Consider the following 17,175-nt stretch of genomic DNA (forward strand, 5'->3'; position numbering starts at 1 on the left):
CCCCTGAATCAGAGGGCAGAAGCAATAATTGATAAAAAATCCGGGGCTTTGAGCGAAGCACCGCCCACCAAGCCGCCGTCAATGTCAGGCTGCGCCAGCAACTGCGCTGCATTGGCGGCATTCATGCTGCCACCGTACAGGATGTGGATGCGATCCGCCTGGGGCGAGGCCGCTTTCAATTGCGCCCGCAGCACAGCATGCACCTGCTGTGCCTGCTCCGTGCTGGCCGTCTTGCCGGTGCCGATGGCCCACACGGGTTCATACGCCACCACGATCTCACTGATGCAATGGCCGTTGGCGTGAATCACCGCCGCAAGTTGACGCTTGACGACCTCTTCAGTCTTGCCGGCTTCACGCTCGGCCAGCGTCTCTCCCACACACACAATCGGCGTGATGCCACAGGCCAGCGCCCGCTGCGTTTTGGCCGCGACGAGAGCGTCGGTTTCGAAGTGGTACTCACGCCGTTCTGAGTGACCCACGATACAATAATGCACGCCAAATTCCTTGAGCATGTTGCCCGAGACTTCACCCGTGAAGGCACCCGACTCATGCTGGGAAACGTCTTGCGCCCCCAGATCAATTGAACTGCCAGCAACCAGCGCCTGCATTTGTGGCAGATACACCGATGGCACGCACAGCGCCACATGACAATTGGGCACGCCAAGCCCCGCCCGCAGCGCGGTCACCAAACCCTCGTTGGCAGCCAGGCTGCCGTTCATTTTCCAGTTGCCTGCGATCAGCTTCTTTTTCATGCCACACCCCAAGTCAAAACAATTTTTCCCACATGCTGGTTGGACTCCATCAGGGCATGCGCCTTGTAGGCATCCGGCGCCGCAAATGTGCTGTGAATCACCGGCTTGATACGGCCTTGCTCAATCAGTGGCCAGACATTTTTCAGTAGAGCCTGCGCAATGGCCGCCTTGAAGGCAATCGGCCGCGGCCGCAAAGTTGAGCCGGTCACCGTGAGCCGCCGACGCAGCACCTGACCGGCATTGATTTCGCTCTTGACGCCACCTTGCACCGCAATGATGACCAGGCGGCCATCCTCACTCAGACACTCGAGTTCTTTGGCCACATAGCTGCCGGCGACCATGTCAAGAATGACATTCACGCCCTGGCCGCTGGTCAGTCGCTTGACCTCGTCCTGGAAATCGTGCGTCTTGTGGTTGATGGCATGGTCGGCGCCAAGCGCCAGGCAGGCTGCGCACTTCTCGTCGCTGCCGGCCGTCACGATCACCTGCGCACCCATGGCTTTGGCCAGCTGGATGGCCGTCACGCCAATGCCGCTGGAGCCGCCCTGAATCAACAAGGTTTCACCTGACTGCAGACCGACGCGGTCAAACACATTGCTCCAGACCGTGAAGAAGGTCTCGGGCAAAGAAGCCGCTTCCAGGTCACTCAAGCCCTTGGGCACCGGCAGACACTGCCCGACCGGAGCCACGCAATATTCGGCGTAGCCGCCACCGGCGACCAAGGCGCACACCCGATCGCCCAGCTTGAAGCCATGGCGCAGGAGTTCCTGCGCATCGCCCTGCTCGATCACACCCGCCACCTCCAGGCCCGGAATATCCGAGGCACCCGGCGGCACCGGGTAGTTGCCCGTGCGTTGCAGCACATCCGGCCGGTTGACGCCGCTGGCCGAGACGCGAATGAGCAGCTCACCCGCGCCCGGTACCGGCATAGGTCGCTCACCCAGTCGCAGCACGTCGGGCGCACCAAACGAGGTTATTTCGATGGCTTTCATAGTCATTTCAGGCGATAGCCCCCGTGCTGTATGCGCGAGGCGCTATCAATTTCATAACAAGCGAAAAAACATCAAGCGTGGTCAGAGCCATTCTGGGCCGGACGGTCCAGCAGGGCCTTCATGGACAGCTTGACGCGGCCCTTCTCATCGGTCTCCATGACCTTGACCCGGATGATCTGGCCTTCCGACAGGTAGTCGCTGACCTTCTCGACACGCTCGTGTGCGATCTGGCTGATGTGCAGCAGACCGTCCTTGCCAGGCAGCAGGTTGACCAGCGCACCGAAGTCCAGGATCTTGGTGATCGGACCTTCGTAGATCTTGCCGATTTCCACTTCGGCCGTGATCTGCTCGATGCGGCGTTTGGCTTCCTCAGCCTTGGCTGGATCAGCCGACGCGATGGTGATGGTGCCATCTTCGTCGATGTTGATCTGGGTGCCGGTCTCTTCGGTCAGCGCACGGATGACGGAGCCACCCTTGCCGATCACATCACGGATCTTCTCCGGATTGATCTTCATGGTGAACAGGCGCGGTGCGAAGTTGGAGACTTCGGTCTTGGCCTCGGCCATGGCTTCCTGCATCTTGCCCAGGATGTGCATGCGCGCTTCCTTGGCCTGCGCCAGTGCCACTTGCATGATTTCCTTGGTAATGCCCTGGATCTTGATGTCCATCTGCAAGGCGGTGATGCCGTTGGTGGTACCGGCCACCTTGAAGTCCATGTCGCCCAGATGATCTTCATCGCCCAGGATGTCGGTCAGCACGGCGAAGCGGTTGTCTTCCTTGATCAGACCCATAGCGATGCCCGCCACGTGGGCTTTCATGGGCACGCCAGCATCCATCAGCGAGAGACAGCCGCCGCAGACCGAAGCCATCGACGAGGAGCCGTTGGACTCGGTGATTTCCGAGACCACGCGCATGGTGTAGGGGAACTCTTCCTTCGATGGCAGCACCGCCATCAAAGCCCGCTTGGCCAGACGGCCGTGGCCGATTTCGCGGCGCTTGGGCGTGCCCACGCGACCGGTTTCACCGGTGGCGAACGGAGGCATGTTGTAGTGCAGCATGAAGCGGTCTTCGTACTCACCCGCCAGGGCGTCGATGCGTTGTGCATCGCGCTCGGTGCCCAGGGTCGTGACCACCAGCGCTTGTGTTTCGCCACGCGTGAACAGGGCAGAGCCGTGGGTGCGGGGCAGCACGCTGTTGCGGATTTCGATGGCGCGCACAGTGCGTGTGTCACGGCCGTCAATACGGGGCTCGCCAGCCAGGATCTGGCTGCGAACAATCTTGGCTTCAATGTCAAACAGCATGCCTTCGACAGCAACCGCGTCAAACGCGACACCGTCGAGCTTCAGGTCGGCCATCACGACAGCGTAGGATTCGCGGCAGGCGCGGGTACGGGCCTGCTTGTTGCGGATCTGGTAGGCCGCCACGAGTTTGTCCTGGGCCAGCGCACCAACGCGGGCGATCAGCGCCTCGTTCTTGGCGGGGGCTTTCCAGTCCCACACCGGTTTGCCGGCATCACGCACCAGTTCGTGAATCGCGTTGATGGCGATGTTGCCCTGCTCATGGCCAAACACCACGGCGCCGAGCATGATCTCTTCGGACAATTGCTGGGCTTCGGACTCCACCATCAGCACGGCAGCTTCGGTACCGGCCACCACCAGGTCAAGAATGGAATCCTTGCGAGCGGTCTGACCGGGATTGAGCACGTATTCGCCGTTGACGTAGCCCACGCGGGCGGCACCGATCGGGCCACTGAATGGGATGCCACTGACGGACAGCGCTGCGCTGACAGCAATCAGGGCGGCAATGTCGGCGTCGACTTCGGGGTTCAGTGACAGGGTGTGAACCACCACGTGCACTTCATTGAAGAAACCTTCGGGGAACAACGGACGGATCGGGCGATCAATCAGGCGACTGGTCAGCGTTTCAAACTCGCTGGGACGGCCTTCGCGCTTGAAGAAGCTGCCGGGAATCTTGCCTGCGGCGTAGGTCTTCTCAAGGTAGTCGACGGTCAAGGGGAAGAAGTCCTGACCGGCTTTGCCTTCGGTCTTGGCAACCACAGTGGCCAGCACCACAGTGCCGTCCATGTCCAGCAGCACAGCGCCGGTGGATTGACGGGCGATCTCGCCGGTTTCCATGGTGACCGTGTTCTGGCCCCACTGGAACGTTTTGGTGACTTTGTTGAATATGCTCATTTTTATCTCCTGGTCAATTTGGGAAGTGCAGGCCACCTCGCCCGAGCCCGGATACAGCACCACAGAACACGATGCCATTCCAGAGAAATTCGATTCTAAATTTCTGTGGAATGACACAGCTTCGCTCCGTTTATGCCTTCTCCGAAGTAACAAACGCCTGAGCTAGTAACCTAACTCAGGCGTTCATCATTCGATGGATCGATTACTTGCGCAGACCCAGCTTGGCGATCAGTGCGGTGTAACGTTCAGCGTTTTTGGACTTCAAATAGTCCAGCAGCTTGCGGCGGCGGCTCACCATGCGCAACAGACCGCGGCGACCGTGGTGGTCTTTGGCGTGAGTCTTGAAGTGGGGGGTGAGTTCGTTGATACGGGCGGTCAGCAGAGCCACCTGGACTTCTGGGCTGCCTGTGTCGCCGGCCTGGCGTGCGTTGTCTTTGACGACAGCGGCTTTGATACTGGATGCGATCATTTCATTTTCCTGATGGTGTTGAACTTGCGTCAGGCGCTGGAACTGCCCCTGACGTGCGCTATTGCGGTGTGCAAAGCCTTTGGATTATAACCCGACGCCGGTTCGGCGGCATCCCAGGGCTAAACCGTTCCCGGCGTCGCTTGCTTCGCCAGCCAGCCCCGCAGGCGCTCCACGCCCTCCTCCAGGCGCTGCGCATCCTTTGAGGCAAAGCACCAGCGCAACCATCCCCGGGCCTCAGGCGCAAATGCGTCGCCCGGTGCCAGGCCCAGACCCGCCTCAACGACCAGCCGCTTGGCCGTCGTGAGTGAATCGTCGAAGCCCTCCAGCCGGAAAAAGGCGTACATGCCACCGCGCGCCGGCGCCACCTGCACGCCCGGCATCGCCTGCAACAGGGGAATCAGCGTGTCACGGCAGGCCTTCAGATGGGCCACGACCCGGGGCGTCACCTCGTCGGTTCGCCGCAGGGCGGCCACACCTGCCCGCTGCGTGAAGACGCTGGCGCACGAGGTGTTGAACTCGATCAGTTTGCCCATGTGATGCGTCATGCTGGGCGGCATCACCAGCCAGCCGAGCCGCCAGCCGGTCATGAGGAAACTCTTGGAAAAACTGTGCACCACCACCAGGCGGTCCTCGGGACCGGCCACATCCAGAAAGCTGGGCGCGCAGCCATTGCTTGTGGGCTCGTAATAGAGCCGCTCATAGACCTCATCCGCCAGTATCCAGGTTCCCGTGCCCCGGCAATGGTCCAGGATGCGCTGCTGCTCGTCACGGGTCAGCGTCCAGCCGGTCGGGTTGTTCGGCGCGTTGATGATCAGCACCTTGGTCGACGCTGTGACGGCTGCCAGCAGTGCCTGCATATCCAGCGTCCACGCGCCACCGACCGGGCTCAGCGCCACGCACTTGACGCGGGCCCCCATGATAGCGGGCTGCGCCGTCAGGTTCGGCCACACGGGCGTCACCGCCACCACCTCGTCGCCCGCATCCACCAGTTGCTGCATGGCCAGCATCAGCGCGTTGACGCCGCCGCTGGTGACGGCCACGCGATCCACGCCAATGGGGCCATGCCGCGCGCTCATGTAGTCCGAGATGGCCTCGCGCAACTCGGGCAGGCCCAGGTTGTGGGAATAGAAGGTCTCGCCGCGCTGCAGCGAATCGATGGCCGCCTGGCGAATGAAATCAGGCGTGACTTCGTCGCTCTCGCCAAACCAGAAAGCCAGCACATCGCTGCGTCCCATGCCGGCGTTGGCGACTTCGCGGATTCTGGATTCTTCGAGGTTCTGAATGACTTGGCGCATGGCGGCCTCAGGTTGGGAACAGGGTTACTGCGCGGGGCGCTGCATCTTGCAGCTGGTGGGCTGCTCGGCGCTGGCCGCGGCAATGGTCTTGATGACCCGAAACCCGTAACCCGAGCCTTCCACATCAAACTTCACGCCGGGGGCGCCCTGCCGGTCCATCATGCCCACCACCAGGGGTTGCTGAAACTGGTGATCGGACGCCCGCATCGCTCCGCTCTGCGAAGCAAAAGTGATGTTAGCCCTCTCCAGCTGGGCGGCAACAGCTATCGAATTGGTAGTACCGGCTTTTTCAATTGCCTGCGCCAATGACTCCACCATCAGCTGCATGCGCATGTGCACGTAGTCGTCGGCCGGCTTGGGGAAACGCTGGCGAAACGACTGGTAGAAGGCTTCACTTTGCGCCGTCTGCACATTGGGCAGCCAGTCAGCCACCGCCACCACCCGGCCAATACCGGCATCGCCAATGGCAGCCGGTGCGCCCAGCGCATTGCCGTAGAAGGTGTAGAACTTGCCCTCGAAGCCGACCTCTTTCGCCGCCTTGACGAGCAGCGTCAGGTCGTTGCCGAAATTGCCGGTGATCACCGCCTGCGCGCCGCTGGACTTGATCTTGGCCGCGTAGGGCAGGAAGTCCTTGACACGGCCGATCGGGTGCAGCTCTTCGCCGACCAGTTGCACGTCTGGGCGCAGCACGCCCAGCTGGCGTTTGGCTTCGCGCGCGACGGCATGGCCGAAGCTGTAGTCCTGGCCAATGATGTAGACACTCTTGAGGGCTTTGTCGTCCTTCAGCACCTCCATCAATGCGCTCATGCGCATGTCGGCGTGGGCGTCAAAGCGAAAGTGCCAGAAACTGCACTTCTCATTCGTCAAAATGGGATCGACCGCTGAATAGTTCAGAAACACCACGCGCTTGCCCGGCTCGCGCTCGTTGTGCTTGTTGATCGCCTCAATCAGGGCCGCCGCCGTCGCCGACGAGTTGCCCTGCATGATGAACTGCGCACCGTCGTCAATGGCCGACTTCAGCGCCGACAGGGCCTCCTCGGTCTGACCTTTGCTGTCGTAACGCTCCAGCGCCAGCGGACGCGCGCCGCCGCCGGCCACACCAAGCTTGACCCCACCGCGGGCGTTGACGCGCTCCATGGCCCAGATCAGGTTGCGAGACACCGCCTCGCCGGTGTTGCCAAACGGACCGCTCAAGCTTTCGATCATCGCGACCTTGATGGGGGCTGGCGTTGGCTGCGCCATCGCCAGGGTCGGCACACATAGCGCCACGGCCAGCAATTTCAAGGCCCAGCGGGGAAGAATAAACATATGGGAATCTCTCTTGAAAACCACCGCTTCACTCGCAGATTCGGTACAGGCGGCGATTCATGTTGAACGCCGCGCAGTGTACAAGGAGTTAAACCATGTTTTTTGCCACCACCGCCCCTGCCAGCTTGCGTCGTCAAGCCTATTCGCCTGCAGCTCGTTCCCTGGAGCGTTTCCTGTCCGAGGCGCAACGGGCCAGCCGTCAGACAGCATGCGCCGTCGCACAGGATGACAAGTCCTACACGCTGACCTTTGACGTACCCGGCATCGCGAAAGACCAGTTGAACATCGGCATTGAAGGCAACATTGTGCGGATCGAAACCCAGGCCGGCGCGCCACGCCAATACAAGCAAGCGTATGAACTGCCGCAGGACATCGACGTGACCACCAGCGAGGCCAGACTGGAGAACGGTGTGCTCACGCTCAAGCTCGGAAAACAAGTGCCGGTGAGCCGGGTGACCCAGTTGACGGTCAACTGATTTGCTATTAATACGATAGCTATACAGGAAATGAATACGTAGGCTAGCTGCCCATTTATAGTGAATCTAGCGGCCAGCGCGGTTTGACGTCGAAAGCGTACACCTCGCTGGCTGTTTGCTGTCCGGACTGCAGGCGCATGGCAGCCGCCATCGCAATCATGGCGCCGTTGTCGGTGCACAAATGCAGCTCCGGGTAATGCACCCGCACCTGGCGCCTGGCGCACTCGCTGTTCAGCTGTTCGCGCAGCATCCGGTTGGCGCCGACGCCGCCCGCCACCACCAGCCGCTTCAAACCGGCCTGATTCAGCGCCGCCAGTGACTTCTTCACCAGCACTTCCACGATCGCCGCCTGGGTGGATGCCGCCAGGTCGGCCAGCACGTTCGCGGGCAAGTCCGTGACCGCGCAGTCTTGCGCCAGCGCCAGCTTCTTCGCCTGCACCATCACCGCCGTCTTCAAGCCAGCAAACGAAAAATCAAGGTTTCCGCTGTGCAACAAGGGGCGTGGCAACTTGAACGCGGCAGGGTCACCTTGCTCGGCCAGTCTTGAAAGCGCCGGGCCACCCGGATAACCCAGGCCCAGCAGCTTGGCCGACTTGTCAAAAGCCTCACCCGCCGCGTCGTCAATCGTCTCGCCCAGCAGCGTGTAACGCCCGACCCCATCCACCCGCATCAATTGGGTGTGGCCGCCCGACACCAGCAGGGCGACGAACGGAAACTCCGGTGGATCGGCACTGAGAAAAGGCGACAGCAAGTGGCCTTCGAGGTGGTGCACACCCAGCACCGGCTTGCCCAGCGCCGCGCCCAGCGCGCACGCCACACCCGCCCCGACCAGCAAGGCCCCCGCCAGACCGGGACCACGGGTGAAGGCCACCACATCCACGTCGGCCAGGGTTCGTCCCGAGGAAGCAAGCACTTGTTCTGTCAGGGGCAGCACGCGGCGAATATGGTCGCGACTGGCCAGCTCGGGGACTACGCCGCCGTACGCCTGATGCATCTCGATCTGGCTGTAAAGGGCCTCCGCCAACAGCACCGGCACGCCGGCACCCTGTACCTCGACCAGCGCCACGCCCGTCTCATCGCACGAGGACTCAATCCCCAACACCCGCAAGTTTTTCACCATAGCGTCCGAGTTTAGGGGATGCACACCCTTCGCAAGCCGCGCGGAGGCGCCAATCTGGCGCGATTCTTGCATGAAAAACGGTATGAATGAAGCCCTCAAAATTGTCGTCGTCGCCCCCGATCTGGCCGTAGAGGACCAGAGCGATGACTACGCCATCAACCAGGCGGAGCGCTCCCGCAGCCTGCGCATTGGCCTGCTGGAGAACGGTTTCAACCTGGTGGCCGTGCTCCCGGCCGATGTGTTCTTGCAGGAGCGCATCGCCCAGTTGCAACCCGACATGATCATCGTGGACGCGGAGAGCGAGGCTCGCGACGCCCTGGAGCATGTGGTGATGGCAACCCGGGATGCGCGCCGCCCCATCGTCATGTTCACCAACGACAGCGACACCCGCCACGTGAAGGACGCCGTGGCCGCTGGCGTATCGGCTTATATCGTGGCCGGGCTCTCGAGCGAGCGCATCCGCCCCATTCTGGACGTGGCCATGGCGCGCTTCCAGCACGAACAGGCGCTGCGGCAGGAACTGGCCGCCACCAAGACCGAGTTGCAGGACCGCAAAGTCATTGACCGGGCCAAGGGCCTGCTGATGCAGCGCCAGGGCTTGAGCGAACAGGCCGCCTTTGAGAAGATGCGAAAAACCGCCATGGACAAAGGCCTGAAGCTGGCCGACGTGGCGCAGCGCATGCTCGATGTGATGGATCTGCTGGGCTGAGCCGCGCTGCCGTTCAATCCCTGTGGACTACTGGTCCTGGTCCCGGCTTCAGTCCCAAGCCGGCCAGATAGGTCTGCATCGCCATTTCGGCGACATCCACCAACTCAAAGGCCTGCGGGGCCAGCAACCAGGTATGGATGAGCCCCACCACCAGCGCATGCAAACCATGCGCCGCGGCCAATGGCGAAACCGGCAAGGGTGTCGCCCGACGCGCACTGGCGTCGCGCAGGCTGCGCTGCATGTGGCCCACCGCGTCGGCCTGAATCTGCAGTTGGCGCGTCTGCACTGCCAGCAGTTCATTGACGTACTCCACTTTGAGGGTGGCCACTTCAAAGACACGACGGGTCCGGTCGTCCGAGGCGATCTTGCGCACGGCGTCCAGAATCGCGCGCAGCAGTTCATCCAGGGGATCCAGTCCGCCGTCGTGTCCAACCTGGTGCAACGCCTCCTCCATGGGCAGGGTGACGCGCTCCATCATGGCGTTGAACAGATCCGCCTTGTTCTTGAAATGCCAGTAGATCGCCCCGCGGCTCACGCCCGCGGCCTGTGCAATGTCATGCAGGGAGGTGCGGCAAACGCCCTTTTCGGCAAACACATGCTCGGCCGCATCCAGCAGGCGAAGGCGGGTCGCGAGAGCTTCTTCTTTGGTGCAGCGAGCCATACGGGCGTCCTTCAAAAAATGGCAGGAATGGCACAGCATCCAGACTCATACATTCATCATTGTATGTATACTTTGACAATCGCGATGCTTTTGCACACCATGCAGCAGAAACCGATTTCTATCCCCCTCTTTCCGGAAAAACACCATGCCTGCACCTTGCACTCGGCTTGCCTTCGTTTCCCCTTTTCCTCAGCGCTCGTCCTGGCACAGCCGGCTGGCCTTGAGCGCCATCGGCCTGGCGGCCCTGCTGGCGGGCTGCGGTCAAAGCAGCACGGCACCGGCTGGCCCTGCGGGCGGCATGCCCCCGGCCGAAGTGGGCGTCGTCACCGTCACGCCGGGCGATGTGGGCCTGATCACTGAATTGCCTGGCCGGCTGGAAGCCTCGCGTGTGGCCCAGGTGCGGGCACGGGCCGCGGGCATTCTGCAAAAGCGCTTGTTTCGGGAAGGCAGCGACGTGAAAGCCGGTCAAGCTTTGTTCGAGATTGACGCCAGCCCTTACCAGGCCGCTTATGCCAGCGCCCAGGGCAGCCTGGCCAGAGCCGAGGCCAACCTGATGCAGGCCAGTGCGCAAGCCGAGCGCTACAAACCACTGGCAGAGGCCCAGGCCATCAGCCAGCAGGAGTTCGTGAACGCCCAGGCGGCCCGCAAACAGGCCGAGGCCGACGTCGCGATGGGCAAAGCCGCCGTGCAGACCGCCCGCATCAACCTGAATTACGCCACGGTGACGGCCCCGATCTCGGGCCGCATTGGCCGCTCACTGGTGACCGAAGGCGCCCTGGTGGGCCAGGGCGAAGCGACGCAGCTCGCTGTCATCCAGCAGATTGACCCGATGTACGTGAACTTCACGCAGTCGGCCGCCGAGGTGATGAAGCTGCGCCGGGCCATGGAGGGCGGCCAGCTCAAACGCGCCGGCACCGGCAATGCGGCGAGTGTTCGCGTGGTGCTGGAAGACGGCAGCGAATACGCGCGCCCGGGCAAGCTCTTGTTCTCGGACCTGACCGTCGACGCCACCACCGGCCAGATCACGCTGCGCGCCGAGGTGCCCAACCCGGGCGGCGCGCTGCTGCCCGGCCTGTACGTGCGCGTGCGGCTCGAGCAGGCCCAGGCCAGCAACGCGCTCACGCTGCCACAGCAGGCGGTAACGCGCTCACCGCAAGGCGATTCGGTCATGGTGGTCGGTGCCGACGGCAAAGTCAGTCCCCGCCCGGTCAAGGTCGGCGGCCAGCAGGGCGGCCAGTGGGTGATCCTGGAAGGCCTGAAGGCCGGCGAACAGGTGATGGTGGATGGCTTTCAGAAGCTGCGCGGCGACGCGCCGGTCAAGCCTGTGCCCTGGCAGGCACCCGGCAGCCAGTCGGCCGCACCTGCTGCACCGGCGGCTTCGTCAGCCACAGCACCGGTGGCGTCAGCGCCCGCCAGTGCGGCCTCCGGCGCAGCGCGTTAAGGAGCCGGCGTCATGGCAAAATTTTTCATCGACCGCCCCATCTTCGCGTGGGTGATTGCACTGTTCATCGTGGTGATGGGCGCCGTGGCCATCACGCAACTGCCGATTGCCCAGTACCCGCCGGTGGCCCCGCCATCGATCGTGATTTCAGCCTCCTACCCCGGCGCCTCGGCCAGGACGCTGGAAGAGAGCGTGATCTCGGTCATCGAGCAGGAAATGAACGGCTCGCCCGGCCTGATCTATATGGAGTCGGTCGCGCAGGCCAATGGCACAGGCCAGATCACGCTCAGCTTCCAGCCCGGCAGCAATGCCGACCTGGCCCAGGTGGACGTGCAGAACCGCCTGTCACGCGCCACGCCGCGTCTGCCTTCGGCGGTGACGCAACAGGGTGTGCGCGTGGACAAGTCGCGCAGCAACTTCCTGCTGTTTGCCATCCTCTCGTCGGATGACCCGGCCTGGGATCCGGTGGCGCTGGGCGACTATGCGTCGCGCAGCGTTGTGCCCGAGCTGCAGCGCCTGCCCGGCGTGGGCCAGGCGCAGTTGTTCGGCACTGAGCGCGCCATGCGCATCTGGATCGACCCGGCCAAGCTCATGGGCTTCAACCTCTCGGCCGCGGAGGTGACCGCTGCCATCCGCGCCCAGAACGCACAGGTATCCGCGGGCGAGATCGGCAGCCTGCCCAACGTCGCGGGCCAGGGCATTGCCGCCACCGTAGTGGTCAGCGGCCAGCTCTCCAGCATTGAGCAGTTCGGCAACGTGGTACTGCGTGCCAACGCCGATGGCTCCACCGTGCGCCTGAAAGACGTGGCACGCATTGAGTTGGGCGCCCAGACCTATGCCACCTCGGCACGGCTGAACGGCCAGCCCTCGACCGGCATCGGCGTCCAGCTCTCGCCGTCAGGCAATGCGCTGGCGACCGCCAAGGCGGTGCGCACCAAGATGCAGGAACTGGAACGCTTCTTCCCCAAGGGCATGAAATGGACCATTCCGTATGACAGCTCGCGTTTTGTCGACATCTCCATCCGGCAGGTGACGCAAACCCTGCTGGAAGCCGTGGCGCTGGTGTTTCTGGTGATGTTCCTGTTCCTGCAGAACTGGCGCTACACCATCATCCCGACCATCGTGGTACCGGTGGCGCTGCTGGGCACGTTTGCCACGCTGCTGGCACTGGGTTTTTCGATCAACGTGCTGACCATGTTCGGCATGGTGCTGGTGATCGGCATCGTGGTGGATGACGCCATTGTGGTGGTCGAAAACGTCGAGCGCATCATGAGCGAAGAAGGCTTGCCACCGCTGGAGGCCACGCGCAAGGCCATGGGTCAGATCTCCGGGGCCATCATCGGCGTGACGGTGGTGCTGATCGCGGTGTTCGTGCCATTGGCGTTCTTCAGTGGCTCGGTAGGCAACATCTACCGCCAGTTTTCAGCGGTGATGGGCGTGTCCATCGCGTTCTCGGCGTTCCTCGCGTTGTCGCTCACGCCGGCGCTGTGCGCCACGCTGCTCAAGCCGGTTGAGGCCGGCCACCACCACGAGAAGAAAGGTTTCTTCGGCTGGTTCAACCGCGGCTTTGCGCGCACAGCCAAAGGCTACGAAAGTGGCGTGGCCCGGCTGCTGCCGCGTGCCGCCCGCTACCTGGTGATCTATGGGGCCATCGTCGCCGCCGCCGCCGTGGTCTACCTGCGCCTGCCTACTTCCTTCCTGCCCAACGAGGACCAGGGCACGATGCTGGTGAACGTGCAGCTGCCACCCGGTGCCACCCAGGAGCGCACCCGTGCCGTGATGCAGCAGGTCGAAGGCTACATGCTCAAGCAGCCCGAGGTGCAGAGCATGGTCAGCGTGCTCGGCTTCAGCTTCTCGGGCCAGGGCCAGAATGCCGCGCTGGGGTTCATCACGCTCAAGGACTGGACCGAGCGCACCGGCCCCGGCAATTCGGCCCAGGCCGTGGCTGGCCGCGCCTTCGGCGCGCTCGGGGGCATTCGCGATGCGTTCATCTTCCCGTTAAGCCCGCCGCCGATTCCTGAGCTGGGGGCCTCCTCCGGCTTCAGCTTCCGCCTGCAGGACCGCGCAGGGCTGGGCCGCGACGCGCTGCTGGCCGCGCGCGGCCAGTTGCTGGGCCTGGCGGCACAAAGCAAAGTCATCACCCAGGTGCGACCTGACGGACTGGAAGACGCACCACAGTTGCAGCTGGACATTGACCGCAACAAGGCCAGCGCCCTGGGCGTCACCTATGACGCCATCAACAGCGCGATTTCCACTGCTCTGGGTTCCAGCTATGTGAACGACTTTCCCAATGCCGGGCGCCTGCAGCGGGTGGTGGTGCAGGCCGACGCACCCGCGCGCATGCAGCCCGAGGACCTGCTCAATCTCAATGTGCTCAACGGCCGGGGCCAGGCGGTGCCGCTCTCCAGCTTCGCCAGCACGCGCTGGATCACGGGCGCCATGCAGACCGTGCGCTACAACGGCTACCCCTCGATGCGCATCAGCGGCAGCGCCGCCCCGGGTCAAAGCACCGGGGCCGCCATGGCCGAGATGGAGCGCCTGGCGGCCCAGCTGCCACAGGGCTTCGGCTTTGAGTGGACCGGTCAATCGCGCGAAGAAAAACTGGCCGGCGCGCAGGCGCTCATCGTGTACGCCTTCGCCATCCTGGCCGTGTTCCTGTGCCTGGCGGCGCTGTATGAAAGCTGGACCATTCCGCTGGCGGTGATCCTGGTGGTGCCGCTGGGGGTGCTGGGCGTGCTGCTGGCCACGCTGCTGCGCGGCTACTCGAACGACGTCTACTTCCAGGTTGGCCTGATCACCATCATCGGCCTGTCGGCCAAGAACGCCATTTTGATCATCGAATTCGCCAAGGACCTGCAGGCCCAGGGCAAGAGCGTGATTGAATCGGCGCTGGCGGCCGCGCATCTGCGCTTCCGTCCGATCGTGATGACTTCGCTGGCCTTCACGCTGGGGGTGCTGCCGCTGGCGATTTCCTCGGGTGCGGGCTCGGCCAGCCAGCGGGCCATTGGCACCGGCGTGATCGGCGGCATCCTGGTCGGCACGGCGCTGGCGGTGGTGTTCGTGCCCATCTTCTTCGTCGTCGTGCGCAGCCTGTTCAAGGACACCGCCCGCCAGCACGAAATCCATGCGGCCCAGGCCGCCCACATGGGGGTGCACGGCACAAACCGATGAGCAAGACCAATCTTCACACACGTTCCATGAAGCTGCCCTCTTCCCGTTCTTCCCGATCCCTGCTGACCTTGGCCGCCGTTGCCACGCTGGCCGGCTGCTCGATGATCCCGACCTACGAACGCCCGGCCGCGCCCGTGGCTGCGCAGTGGCCCGTCCTCAGCGCCACGGCGACCAACGAAGCCACTGTCCCCGCCGCTGAGTTGGCGTGGCAGGACTTCATCGGCGACGCTTCCTTGCGCGAACTGATCCGCCTGGCGCTGGCCAACAACCGCGACCTGCGCGTGGCAGTGCTCAACATCGAGCAGGTGCGCGCGACCTACCAGATCCGCCGCGCCGACCAGTTTCCCACGCTCAACCTGGCGGCCACTGGCCTGCGCCAGCCCAAGACCGACGGCAGCGGTGGCATCGGCAGTGCCTACACCGCGGGCCTGGCGATGGCGTCGTGGGAAATTGATTTCTTTGGCCGCGTGGCCAGCCTGAAGGAATCGGCACTGGCGCAGTACCTGGCAACCGAGGAGGCACGCAAAGCGGCGCAGATCAGTCTGATCGCCGCCGTAGCCAACGCCTGGCTGAGCCTGCAGACCAACGACGAACTGTTGGCGTTGACGCAGCGCACGCTCGCCACGCGCGACGACTCGCTGCGCCTGACCAAGCTGCGCCTGGACAACGGCGCCGCCTCGGCGCTGGACTTCCGGCAGGCCGAATCGCTGACCGCGGCGGCCCGCGCCACCCTGGCCCAGCAGCGGCGGCTGCGGGCGCTGGACGTGAACGCGCTCACCCTGCTGGTGGGGCAGCCCCTGCCCGATGCGCTGCTGACCAGCGCGGGGGCCACATTCCGTGAAGTGCCAACGGGCCTGCCGTCCGACCTGCTTCAGCGCCGCCCGGACATCCGCCAGGCGGAGCAGCAGCTGATCGCGGCCAATGCCAGCATCGGCGCGGCGCGCGCGGCGTTCTTCCCGCGCATCTCGCTCACCGCCAGCGCGGGCTCGGCCAGCAGTGAGCTGGCGGGACTCTTCAAAGACGGCTCCTGGGGCTGGACGCTGGCGCCGCAGGCGCTGCTGCCGATCTTTGACGCCGGCCGCAACCAGGCCAACCTGAGCTCCGCCAAGGTCGGCCGTGACATCGCCGTGGCGCAGTACGAAAAAGCAATCCAGACCGCCTTTCGCGAAGTGGCCGACGCCCTGGCCGGGCGCGCCACGCTGGGCGAACAACTGCAAGCCCAGCAAGTTCAGAACGACGCCGAGGCCGACCGTTTCCGCCTGGCCGACCTGCGCTACCGCAACGGTGTTGCCAGCTACCTGGAACTGCTGGACGCGCAACGCTCGCTGTTCGGCGTCCAGCAGGCCGTGGCGCAAACCCGGCTGGCGTATTTGCAGAACCAGGTCGTGCTGTACAAGGCGCTGGGGGGTGGGGCGCCACCCCCCTCACCCTGAACCCGCACCTCCATTTTGGTGCACTGCACAACAACAGTGCACACCCATCCATCAAGCATCAAATACGGCCCTAGCCCTCATGCAACAAGCGAAGGTAGCTATTATTTAGATAGCAATTCGCCCTCCGAAAAAACTGGCATGGTCATTGCATAGATAACTCCGAGACCCGCAAGGGTCATGCGAGGGTTCTGGTCCAACGGCGGGCCGGGAACTTCGTAACCGGACAAAGGCGTCCCCACAAGCAGGCAGCGACAGACCCGTCGCACACCGGCTTCGTGCGGACGCCTTTTTTTGTTTGTTTTTTTTTCAGGAGTGTGCGATGACCGATCTTCTTAAAACCAGCCTCAGCCGCCGCGCTGTTTTGCAGACCGCCGCTGTCGGTGCCGTTGGCATCAGCCCGGCCCTGCGCACTGCTGTCTATGCCGCAGGCTCCGACGCGCCGGAAAAAACCGAAGTCAAGATCGGCTTCATTCCGCTGACCGACTGCGCCAGCGTGGTGATGGCCTCGGTACTGGGCATCGACAAGAAATATGGCGTCAAGATCATCCCGACCAAGGAAGCCAGCTGGGCCGGTGTGCGCGACAAACTGGTGACCGGTGAACTCGACTTTGCCCACGTGCTGTACGGCCTGATCTACGGCGTGCACCTGGGCGTGGGCGGCGCCAAGAAAGACATGGCGGTGCTGATGAACCTCAACCACAACGGCCAGGCCATCACCCTGTCCAAAAAGCTGGCTGACAAAGGCGCAGTGGACGGTGCGGGCCTGGCCAGGCTGATGGCGGCCGAGAAGCGTGAATACACCTTCGCCCAGACCTTCCCCACCGGCACGCATGCCATGTGGATGTACTACTGGCTGGCCGCAGCGGGCATTGACCCCATGAAGGACGCGCGCGCCATCGTGGTGCCACCACCGCTGTTGGTGGCCAACATGCGCGTGGGCAACATGGACGGCTTCTGCGTCGGCGAGCCCTGGAACCACCGCGCCATCATGGACGGCATCGGAGTGACCGCCAACACCACCCAGGACATCTGGAAGGACCACCCCGAGAAGACGCTGGGCACCACCGCCGACTTCGTCAAGAAAAATCCCAACACCTGCCGCGCCGTGATGATGGCGATCATGGAAGCCGGCCGCTGGATCGACGCGAGCCTGGCC

At 63.5% G+C, this 17,175-nt stretch carries 14 protein-coding genes; 6 read left to right on the forward strand and 8 right to left on the reverse strand.

The window, feature by feature from the left end; genetic code table 11:
* Positions 1–8: 8 nt before the first annotated feature.
* From tpiA to Q7T10_RS19420, 6 genes are all read right to left on the reverse strand, one after another.
* Positions 9–752, reverse strand: coding sequence for a triose-phosphate isomerase (tpiA, locus tag Q7T10_RS19395; protein WP_304751354.1), 744 nt, complete (start codon positions 750–752; stop codon positions 9–11).
* Positions 749–1,744 (reverse strand): NAD(P)H-quinone oxidoreductase, encoded by a 996-nt coding sequence (locus tag Q7T10_RS19400; RefSeq protein WP_304751356.1) that lies wholly within the window; start codon positions 1,742–1,744, stop codon positions 749–751. Before Q7T10_RS19400 ends, tpiA begins: the two co-directional genes overlap by 4 nt.
* A 71-nt stretch (positions 1,745–1,815) precedes the next feature.
* Complete coding sequence (gene pnp / locus Q7T10_RS19405; protein ID WP_304751358.1) at positions 1,816–3,936, reverse strand: polyribonucleotide nucleotidyltransferase; 2,121 nt, start codon at positions 3,934–3,936, stop codon at positions 1,816–1,818.
* A gap of 202 nt (positions 3,937–4,138) precedes the next feature.
* A complete protein-coding gene (gene rpsO / locus Q7T10_RS19410) occupies positions 4,139–4,405 on the reverse strand; it encodes a 30S ribosomal protein S15 (RefSeq protein WP_304751360.1) in 267 nt (88 codons plus the stop codon).
* A gap of 119 nt (positions 4,406–4,524) precedes the next feature.
* Complete coding sequence (locus Q7T10_RS19415; protein ID WP_304751361.1) at positions 4,525–5,700, reverse strand: pyridoxal phosphate-dependent aminotransferase; 1,176 nt, start codon at positions 5,698–5,700, stop codon at positions 4,525–4,527.
* 24 nt (positions 5,701–5,724) lie between these two features.
* Positions 5,725–7,008: a branched-chain amino acid ABC transporter substrate-binding protein gene (locus Q7T10_RS19420; RefSeq protein WP_304751363.1), complete on the reverse strand. Its 1,284-nt coding sequence runs from the start codon at positions 7,006–7,008 to the stop codon at positions 5,725–5,727.
* 95 nt (positions 7,009–7,103) lie between these two features.
* On the opposite strand from Q7T10_RS19420, the gene Q7T10_RS19425 reads away from it, so the two are divergent.
* A complete protein-coding gene (locus Q7T10_RS19425; protein WP_304751365.1) occupies positions 7,104–7,484 on the forward strand; it encodes an Hsp20/alpha crystallin family protein in 381 nt (126 codons plus the stop codon).
* A 55-nt stretch (positions 7,485–7,539) separates the two neighbouring features.
* Here the strand turns inward: Q7T10_RS19425 and tsaD are convergent, their stop codons facing one another.
* Entirely contained in the window at positions 7,540–8,592 is a 1,053-nt protein-coding gene (gene tsaD / locus Q7T10_RS19430) for a tRNA (adenosine(37)-N6)-threonylcarbamoyltransferase complex transferase subunit TsaD (protein ID WP_304751376.1), read from the reverse strand.
* Between the two features lie 94 nt (positions 8,593–8,686).
* Here tsaD and Q7T10_RS19435 point away from each other — a divergent pair, with 94 nt between their 5' ends.
* Complete coding sequence (locus Q7T10_RS19435; RefSeq protein ID WP_304751367.1) at positions 8,687–9,313, forward strand: ANTAR domain-containing response regulator; 627 nt, start codon at positions 8,687–8,689, stop codon at positions 9,311–9,313.
* A gap of 13 nt (positions 9,314–9,326) precedes the next feature.
* Here Q7T10_RS19435 and Q7T10_RS19440 read toward each other — a convergent pair whose 3' ends face one another.
* Positions 9,327–9,974 carry a TetR family transcriptional regulator gene (locus tag Q7T10_RS19440; protein WP_304751369.1) on the reverse strand — a complete coding sequence of 216 codons (648 nt, stop codon included), beginning with the start codon at positions 9,972–9,974 and terminating at the stop codon, positions 9,327–9,329.
* A gap of 145 nt (positions 9,975–10,119) precedes the next feature.
* On the opposite strand from Q7T10_RS19440, the gene Q7T10_RS19445 reads away from it, so the two are divergent.
* The 4 genes from Q7T10_RS19445 to Q7T10_RS19460 all read left to right on the forward strand — a co-directional run.
* Entirely contained in the window at positions 10,120–11,415 is a 1,296-nt protein-coding gene (locus tag Q7T10_RS19445) for an efflux RND transporter periplasmic adaptor subunit (RefSeq protein WP_304751371.1), read from the forward strand.
* A gap of 12 nt (positions 11,416–11,427) precedes the next feature.
* Positions 11,428–14,586, forward strand: a complete 3,159-nt coding sequence (locus Q7T10_RS19450; protein ID WP_304751372.1) for an efflux RND transporter permease subunit — start codon at positions 11,428–11,430, stop codon at positions 14,584–14,586.
* 26 nt (positions 14,587–14,612) lie between these two features.
* Positions 14,613–16,019, forward strand: a complete 1,407-nt coding sequence (locus Q7T10_RS19455; RefSeq protein WP_304751373.1) for an efflux transporter outer membrane subunit — start codon at positions 14,613–14,615, stop codon at positions 16,017–16,019.
* A gap of 319 nt (positions 16,020–16,338) precedes the next feature.
* The coding region (locus Q7T10_RS19460; RefSeq protein WP_304751374.1) for a CmpA/NrtA family ABC transporter substrate-binding protein at positions 16,339–17,175 on the forward strand (837 nt) is incomplete at its 3' end.

This window comes from Rhodoferax sp., assembly GCF_030646845.1.
Classification (GTDB): domain Bacteria; phylum Pseudomonadota; class Gammaproteobacteria; order Burkholderiales; family Burkholderiaceae_C; genus Rhodoferax.